Here is a 7,909-nt window from a genome sequence, read left to right as displayed (position 1 = left end):
CGTGTCCCTTTGGGACTTACAAAGTAGCGTCTGGGCAGGAGATACCCGAAGGGCGTTCGCCGTAAGGCGTGCGCTCTGCGCACACCCGAAGGGTCATTAGTTAGTAGTTAGTAGAATAACCAACAACTAACTACTAAGCTAATGACAAAGGAAAAAAGACAATGAACAGATGACTCAGTTAATTGTATTAATTGGTCTTCCTGGTAGCGGTAAGTCCACTTTGGCAACGCAATTGCTAGCAGAATGCCCGAGGACGCAACTCATTTCTACCGATGCTATCCGAGGGCAATTGTTTGGTAATGAAGCTTTTCAAGGACCTTGGCTACTGATTTGGCGCGAAATTCAGCGGCAATTTCAACAAGCGCTAATCGCAGGTGGTACAATAATCTACGATGCGACTAATGCCCAGCGACGTCATCGCCGTGAAGTTATTGACATAGCCCGTGAACTAGGCTTTACCCATATAACTGGGGTGTGGGTGAGAACCCCAGTATGGCAGTGTTTAGCACGCAACAAAAAACGGGAACGTAAAGTGCCAGAAGATGTCATATTTCGTATGTATCGTCAGCTTCGGGATGCCCCTCCAAGTCTACAGGAAGGGTTTAATAATTTAATTTGCTATTCTCAGGAACCCCAAGAGTACGGGAATTGCACTCCTGTAGTGAGCAAGAACCCCACTTAAATCAATTTAATATTTGTTAATTTATGATCAGAGTCTATGCACCAGAATTATATCTGGGTTACTCTGTCAAGTTTAATTTTAGATAAAATTTTAACGGAAATTTCTAAGGGAGGCGAGTTTATGGCTGCAACTGATTTTAAGGATTATTACGCGACTTTGGGCGTTAGTAAAACTGCCAGTCCAGAAGAAATCAAACAAGCCTTTCGCAAATTAGCCCGGAAATATCACCCTGACGTCAACCCAGGTAACAAACAAGCTGAGGCAAAGTTCAAAGAAGTTAACGAAGCATACGAAGTTTTGTCAGACACAGACAAACGCAAAAAGTATGACCAATTCGGTCAATACTGGAAACAAGCAGCTGATGGCTTCCCATCTGGTGCTGGTGCTGGTGTTGATATGGGCGGTTTTGATTTCAGCCAATATGGTAGCTTTGATGAATTTATTAACGAATTACTAGGGCGCTTTGGCGGTGGTAGTCCACGCGGAGGACGGCAAACATATTACCGCACCAGCACTGGTGCACCTAGTGGTTTTGGTGGCTTTAATGATTTTAATTATCAAGATGTAGGTACTACTGGCGCTACCCAAGACAGTGAAGCTGCGATCGCCCTAACTTTTTCCGAAGCATTTCATGGTGTACAAAAGCAGCTAAATCTAGGCAACGAAGTTATTGATGTCCGCATACCCGCAGGTGCGAAACCTGGCAATCGTTTGCGCGTACGCGGTAAAGGACCAGTTAGTCCTTTCAACCAACAACGTGGTGATTTATATCTAAAAGTAGAACTTCAACCCCACTCTTTCTTCCAGTTTGATGGCGATAACTTGGTGTGCGAAATACCAATCACACCAGATGAAGCCGTTCTAGGAGCCTCAGTTGAGGTTCCCACACCTGATGGTTCGGTGAATGTGAAGCTTCCTGTTGGAGTGCGTTCTGGTCAATCTTTGCGCTTACGTGGAAAAGGCTGGCCTCAACCTCGCGCTGGACGTAGCGATCAGTTAGTGAAAATTGCGATTGTTCCACCAAAAGACATTAGTCAGCAGGAACGCGAATACTACGAAAAAATTCGCTCTATTCGTACTTTTAATCCCCGCGAACATTTGCCGCAAATTAGGCTGTAAGGTTAGCCCACACCTTATCTATTGATTCGGTGCGGGCTTGGTGTTTTAACAGGTTTTAGTTTTTCACTTGAAATTTGTTTCTTTGGCATTGCTCTGCCTAATTGTATTGCTCTAACAATTTCTCCACGCTAGCGTTATGGTCAAGAAAGGAAAATAAATGTTTGTAGCGAAGTTTGCCTTCTTTATCTAACACAAATTGTGCTGATAAAGGTGCTCCCAATGCTTGTCCAAGTTTATAGTTACGGAATACACGACAACTTGGATCACTCAATAGCGGCATTTTTAAACTCAAATCTTTCACAACAATTTGACTTTGCCGTTCATCAGTACTGGTAATCATTAAAACTTCTATACCCCGATTTTTAAATTGCTCGTAGTTTTCATTTAAGGATTTGATATGAGGAAAGCAAAAAGGGCAATAATTTTTTTCTGTAAAGATACGAGTGAAGGCAAGTAAGACTGGTTGCTCGCCTCTATAATCAGATAACTTAACTAAAGTGCCATGAGTGATATCTGGCAGTTGAAAATCTGGTGCAAGATATCCCCATTCCAACGTATTAGATGCTGGCTTTGGTAAAAAGTTACGGAAGAATCGTTCATTAAATAAGTTGCTAGAAGCCGCAGAAGTAACCATCTTTCTATTCCTAATGTTATGAAAGTTTTAAATAAAAAAGCCATAGATGTACACGGAATATAACCAAAAAATTAGTAACTATTAAGTCGTAATTTATTATATTGATAGATTACGAATTATTCATTACGAACTTGATTTGTCTGTGTTTATCTGTGGCTAAGTTTGAGTGAGTTTGTAATAGCACATTCAAGTGCTACTACTACTCTATTACTTTTGAAACCTAAACAGCAGCGAAGTAAACTTTGGACTTCACTGGATCGGGAACCATTGTCTTGTCGCCTGGTTGCCAGCCAGCAGGGCAAACTTCGTCCGGATGGGACTGAACGTATTGAATGGCTTGCAAAGTCCGCAGGGTCTCATCAACGTTGCGACCAAAAGCTAAGTTGTTGATGGTAGCGTGCTGTAAGACACCTTCTTTGTCAATAATGAACAAACCGCGCAAGGCAACACCAGCTGCTGGGTCAAGCACGTTGTAAGCTGCGCTAATCTCTTTTTTGATGTCGGAAACTAAGGGATAGTTGAGGTCACCGACGCCACCAGACTTGCGATCTGTTTGAATCCATGCTAAGTGAGAAAACTCACTATCAACGGAAACACCAAGGATTTCGGTGTTAAGATTTTTAAATTCTTCGTGGCGATCGCTAAAGGCTGTGATTTCTGTGGGACAAACAAAGGTAAAGTCTAAAGGATAGAAAAACAGTACGACATACTTGCCGCGATAGTCGGAAAGTTTTATGGTTTTAAATTCCTGATCTACCACAGCCGTTGCTGTAAAATCGGGAGCCTGTTGACCTACACGGAGGCATCCTTCTGATGGATAAGTGAGAGGCATTAACCATTATCTCCTTCAATTTATTATCTATTTAGTATTGTTGGAGTTCGGGTCAGGTAATCTCACCCGTTCTCGTCATCTCCTAACGGGAGAGCCTCATGGCGCTCCGCCACGCCTTACGGAAGAGCGCCAGTCGTCAACGCAGACAGACTCTCCTGAACCAATAGTCTCACCGCCTGCAGGGCTAGACTTACGGCTTCATTACATTCTGTTACAACTATATCATACTCATAACGATTTTGAGTAAACAATGGTGGATTTAGATACAAGAGAATGGTTACTGACTAATGGCTTAGGAAGTTTTGCCAGTGGTACAGTTTCTGATATCCGCACTCGCAGTTATCATGGCTGGTTGTTTGCCGCGACTAACCCGCCTTCTGGGCGTACTGTGTTGCTTTCGCACCTAGAAGCTAGCTTAGAACTATCAGATCGAGTTGTGGCATTGGGGACAAATTTCTGGGGCAGTTGTCAGATAGAGCCAAAGGGGTACGAACTGCTGCGCCTTTTTGATCTTAACCCAGTTCCAAAGTGGATATGGGGTGAAGACGACTGGCAGTTGACTAGACGTTTGGTGATGCCGTATGGATTGGTGAGGCAGCGCGGTCTTGGGGGTTTCCCCCATGAGCGACTGCCGAACCCCGAAGGGGTGGAAAAAGTAGGGCAAAGCACAGAAGCAAGCCCTGACTCGCTCACTCCCACATCTCCCCCATTTCATTTTTGCCATCGTATGTTGGTTCAATATCGCTATGAAGGTACACAAACGGCGATATTGAAGCTGCGACTGCTTATAGGCGATCGCGACTTCCACCATCAACAAAAGGTGATTCCAGAATTACAGTTCTCGCAATTGCTGGGACAACAGCAAGTCTGCCTGCAAGCAATAAGTTCTCACAATTTTGGAACACCTTGGCACTTGCGCTGGACGCAAGGAAACTATCAACCAGATCCATTTTGGTACTTGGATTATAAACTTCCCGAGGAAACTCTGCGGGGGTTGGGCGATCGCGAAGACCTCTATAGCCCTGGTTACTTAACAGTTACACTCAGTCCAGGGGATGCGGTGACAATGGATGCACGAGTGGGTTTTCCGAATGAACTGGAAACTCCCCTGACTTGTGAAACCTTTACCGAACTTGTCGAAGCAGAGCAACAGCGCCTGTCTCAAATTTTTGGGTGGGAAAATTGGCAAAGTGAGGCAAAGGAAGATAATACTCTTATATCTTCCTCATCTTCCCCAACTCCATCCCACCTCTGGCGGCGACTACTACAAGCTGCCGATCAGTTTATTGTTTATCGTGCTTCTATTGCTGGTCCGAGCGTGATTGCTGGATATCACTGGTTTAATGACTGGGGGCGCGATACCTTAATTGCCTTACCAGGGTTGACTCTTACTCCACAGCGTTTTGAGTTGGCAAAAGGACTGTTGCAAACTTTTGGACGTTACTGTTCTCATGGTTTAATTCCTAATGCATTTCCTGACGCGGATGGTGAACCGTTTTATAACAGTATTGATGCAGCACTATGGTGGATTGAAACTTTAGGGCTTTACTTGGAAGCGACGCAAGACTGGCAGTTTTTGGTAGAGCAATATCCAGTGGTGCAGCAAATCTACAAAGCTTTCATTGGAGGGACACGCTATAATATCCAGGCCGATGTTACCGATGGGCTAGTTAGTTGGTATGCTCCTGCTGTAGCTCTGACCTGGATGGATGCGGTAGTGGACGGGCAGCCTGTCACTCCCCGTCGTGGTAAGCCAGTGGAAATTAATGCTCTATGGTATTCAGCGCTATGTTGGGCAAGTCGGTGGGCAGAAATTTTGAGTGAACACGAAGCTATGGTTGACCGTGGGCGTCTTGCTAAGCAGGCTTTGCGTTACACTGAGCTAGCACAACAAGTGAAAGCTTCTATGCAACAGTACTGGAATCCTCAACTGGGTTATTTGTACGATGTGATTGAGCCAGATGATCTAAGAAATTCTCAGATTCGCCCAAATGCCGTTTTAGCACTTTCGCTTTCACATTGTGCGTTCTCTCAACAGCAAGGGCAAAAAATCCTTGCTCTTGCTTGTTCTTGCTTACTCACTCCTTATGGTCTTCGCAGTCTGGCACCAACAGATCCAGAATACATTGGCAAATATAAGGGAAACCCAGAAAAACGCGATCGCGCTTATCACCAAGGTACGGTATGGAGTTGGTTGATTGGTCCTTTCATTCGTGGTTGGGAGCGTTTTTATCCGGGACTTCCATTGCCTTTTGATTGGCAACCCCTGCTAAAACACTTTCTATCTGATGCCTGTCTTGGATCTATTTCCGAAATTTTTGAGGGTGATCAGCCGCTCACACCAAGAGTAGCAGTAGCTCAAGCTTGGTCTGTTGCTGAAGTCATTCGACATTTGAAGAACTATTGAGTAAGGAGTAGGGAGCTTTGAACCCTCCCCGCGCTGAAGCGACGGGGATTCACGCCACATCCCCATCTAGCTTCTCGTCCTTATTGACTACCTGGCTAGTGGTTAGTGGCTCATTGGAAACCCGCTCTGACGGAGAGTCAATCTGCGTGCTTTCAGACTTGCTTACTTGCTCGCGGGTTATTCGTTGCTGATATGCCTCCAACAGGATTGGTTCCAAAAGGCACGTTTTGGGGGGAAGCTTCCCCCCAAAAGCTGCCGCCCCCAGATACTCGTCTTGAGCGTCTTGCAATATCAGCGCGTCTTGACTTACATATCTACTCAAAAATGCACTAAACAAATCACGATGATGATCAGAAATACCCGTTACATCCCGATGAACTCGTTGAGACAGAGCTTTTTTGATGCGCGTCCCGTCTAAATGAGTTTGACTTAGTGCGGTCTTTTGAGTAGAAAACTTGATAACTGTACCGCCAGCATTCTCAGCTTTACGGAGCAGTTCGGACTGTACAAAACCTGGTGACTTGGCAGAGATGGCTTTACCGTATCTTTTCTGCCAGCCGCGTACTGAAACGTTTTCAGTTTTGATATGCTTGCCGTGTCTCAATATTTCGTTAACAACACGACGGTTCTGAGTCTTGGCATAAGCTGCTTTGCGACGTTCTAATTCACGTTTCTTGTTGGCAGCTTTAAGGTAGTTGCTGGATTTGTTCCATTTCGCCTTAGCTTTCTTGACTCCCTTTTTGACTTTTCCTTTGTTTACAACGGTTTTACGCCCTCTTTTTGCTTCAAAGTTTGGTTCAAAAAAGTCGGAATTGTTAGCACGTTGGGAACGCTGCATCTTACGTTGCAACTCGGTTATTTCTTTTTGAAAAGTCGGGACAAGCTCGGCAAATGGCAATAAACCAGCATGGTCATCTCCTACATATGCAATATTGCTTATGTTGAGGTCAAGACCAATCAACCCATCAACAACATAGTTTTGAGACTTCTGGTATGGTTCACCTTCATTGACAAGTTGAGCATACCAACGCCGCTTTCCATTCAGAATACGCCATAACAGCCGGACATATTTAACAGTTGATTCCAGACCATGTCGAATAACTGGGTTGGATGGGTCAATGATTGGTTGCAGGACAAGCTTGCCCCATACCAAACAATCATCTTTCCATCTGATGCCAGTCTTATTGGACTTGCCTTCCATTGAACGAAATCGGCTTGGCACTTTGTACCGTACTTCTCTAGCACGCCCTACCAAAACACGCTCACTCGCTTTGAACGCGCGGGTTGCAAGTTTTTGCTGAGTGTTTGAATCAACTTTTTGGGCAATCCACTTTGCTGCATTACTTGTCTTCGTCGCAAATGAATGCAAGTCGTATTCAGAATACCGAAACTGTTCACAAACTTTTCTAAAAGTGTTGCTGCGCTCTTTCTTTTTTGCTCTAGATATCTTGTTCGCTACCTTGTATGACTCGGAGTTGCGCATTAACTCCAATCGCTTCATCGCTTCATTCAAGCAAGCATTATAAACTTGTCTACCCGCTTGAAAACGAGCCAATAATTCTGATTCTTGTTTACTATTTACCTTTAACGGCACTTCTGTAATGAACGATTTAGTTGAACTCCGAGCCACTTGACATCACCCCCTAGTTGTTTGCTATGCTATACCTTACTATATGCGCAGGTTCTGTTTATGTCAACAGGAAAAGGATTAAAAAGAATGAAGAATATTCCAGTTCTTTATGAAGAAAAAAAGAAACCACGCAACATCATGTTGACCGATACTGCGTGGTCTAACGCTGTTATAAAAGCAAAAGAGTTAGAGATAAGTGTAAGCGAGTATGTTGAAAAGTTTTTGAGGGCTGACGGGGAATAAATTCCCCGCGTCGTGTTTCCTCCCCGCTCTAAAAGAGACGGGGCTTCCACTCTTCCCGACCAAAATCTTTGTGAGTTCGTTTAATTCACTACTCTCTATTCATTACTTAACATTTGCAAAAATGGCTCAGGTGTGACTCGAACACACGACCAAGGGCTTATGAGTCCCCTACTCTAACCAACTGAGCTACTGAGCCATACACATTATTCGATTATTTAATTTAGCATACAAAAACTTTTAAGTCAACACTCAATAATTCACAGCTAAACATGAGCTGACCAACAAAGGGGTGTAGGGGTATAGGGGTGTAATACCATTTCACGAAATCCCTGATACAAATGATTGGTTTCTAATTCTTTCCC

At 44.2% G+C, this 7,909-nt stretch carries 7 protein-coding genes and 1 tRNA gene; 4 read left to right on the top strand and 4 right to left on the bottom strand.

Annotated elements, in window-relative coordinates:
* Window positions 1–169: 169 nt before the first annotated feature.
* Window positions 170–682 carry an AAA family ATPase gene (locus AC5590_RS10785; RefSeq protein ID WP_169268637.1) on the top strand — a complete coding sequence of 171 codons (513 nt, stop codon included), beginning with the start codon at window positions 170–172 and terminating at the stop codon, window positions 680–682.
* Between the two features lie 120 nt (window positions 683–802).
* A complete protein-coding gene (locus AC5590_RS10780; RefSeq protein ID WP_169268636.1) occupies window positions 803–1,801 on the top strand; it encodes a DnaJ C-terminal domain-containing protein in 999 nt (332 codons plus the stop codon).
* 97 nt (window positions 1,802–1,898) lie between these two features.
* Here the strand turns inward: AC5590_RS10780 and AC5590_RS10775 are convergent, their stop codons facing one another.
* Window positions 1,899–2,435, bottom strand: coding sequence for a peroxiredoxin family protein (locus tag AC5590_RS10775; RefSeq protein ID WP_169268635.1), 537 nt, complete (start codon window positions 2,433–2,435; stop codon window positions 1,899–1,901).
* A 220-nt stretch (window positions 2,436–2,655) separates the two neighbouring features.
* A complete protein-coding gene (locus AC5590_RS10770) occupies window positions 2,656–3,267 on the bottom strand; it encodes a peroxiredoxin (RefSeq protein WP_169268634.1) in 612 nt (203 codons plus the stop codon).
* A 250-nt stretch (window positions 3,268–3,517) separates the two neighbouring features.
* Between AC5590_RS10770 and AC5590_RS10765 the strand changes: the two genes are divergently transcribed.
* Window positions 3,518–5,674 (top strand): amylo-alpha-1,6-glucosidase, encoded by a 2,157-nt coding sequence (locus tag AC5590_RS10765; protein WP_169268633.1) that lies wholly within the window; start codon window positions 3,518–3,520, stop codon window positions 5,672–5,674.
* A 49-nt stretch (window positions 5,675–5,723) separates the two neighbouring features.
* Here the strand turns inward: AC5590_RS10765 and AC5590_RS10760 are convergent, their stop codons facing one another.
* Window positions 5,724–7,304: a transposase gene (locus tag AC5590_RS10760; RefSeq protein WP_169268632.1), complete on the bottom strand. Its 1,581-nt coding sequence runs from the start codon at window positions 7,302–7,304 to the stop codon at window positions 5,724–5,726.
* Window positions 7,305–7,364: 60 nt separating this feature from the next.
* Between AC5590_RS10760 and AC5590_RS10755 the strand changes: the two genes are divergently transcribed.
* On the top strand, window positions 7,365–7,547 hold the full coding sequence (locus AC5590_RS10755; protein ID WP_169268631.1) for a hypothetical protein: 183 nt from the start codon (window positions 7,365–7,367) through the stop codon (window positions 7,545–7,547).
* 122 nt (window positions 7,548–7,669) lie between these two features.
* On the opposite strand, the gene AC5590_RS10750 is transcribed toward AC5590_RS10755, so the two are convergent.
* Window positions 7,670–7,743, bottom strand: a tRNA-Met gene (locus AC5590_RS10750).
* Window positions 7,744–7,909: the final 166 nt, after the last annotated feature.

This window comes from Brasilonema octagenarum UFV-OR1, assembly GCF_963888615.1.
Lineage (GTDB): Bacteria > Cyanobacteriota > Cyanobacteriia > Cyanobacteriales > Nostocaceae > Brasilonema > Brasilonema sennae.
Note: the sequence above shows the minus strand (reverse complement) of the source record. Positions and strands in the feature narration are given on the sequence as shown.

Bases quoted from the DNA above. Each gene is read 5' to 3' on its own strand.
- AC5590_RS10765 (WP_169268633.1), top strand. From the start codon at position 3,518: ATGGTGGATTTAGATACAAGAGAATGGTTACTGACTAATGGCTTAGGA.
- AC5590_RS10785 (WP_169268637.1), top strand. From the start codon at position 170: ATGACTCAGTTAATTGTATTAATTGGTCTTCCTGGTAGCGGTAAGTCC.
- AC5590_RS10755 (WP_169268631.1), top strand. From the start codon at position 7,365: ATGTCAACAGGAAAAGGATTAAAAAGAATGAAGAATATTCCAGTTCTT.
- AC5590_RS10780 (WP_169268636.1), top strand. From the start codon at position 803: ATGGCTGCAACTGATTTTAAGGATTATTACGCGACTTTGGGCGTTAGT.
- AC5590_RS10775 (WP_169268635.1), bottom strand. From the start codon at position 2,435: ATGGTTACTTCTGCGGCTTCTAGCAACTTATTTAATGAACGATTCTTC.
- AC5590_RS10770 (WP_169268634.1), bottom strand. From the start codon at position 3,267: ATGCCTCTCACTTATCCATCAGAAGGATGCCTCCGTGTAGGTCAACAG.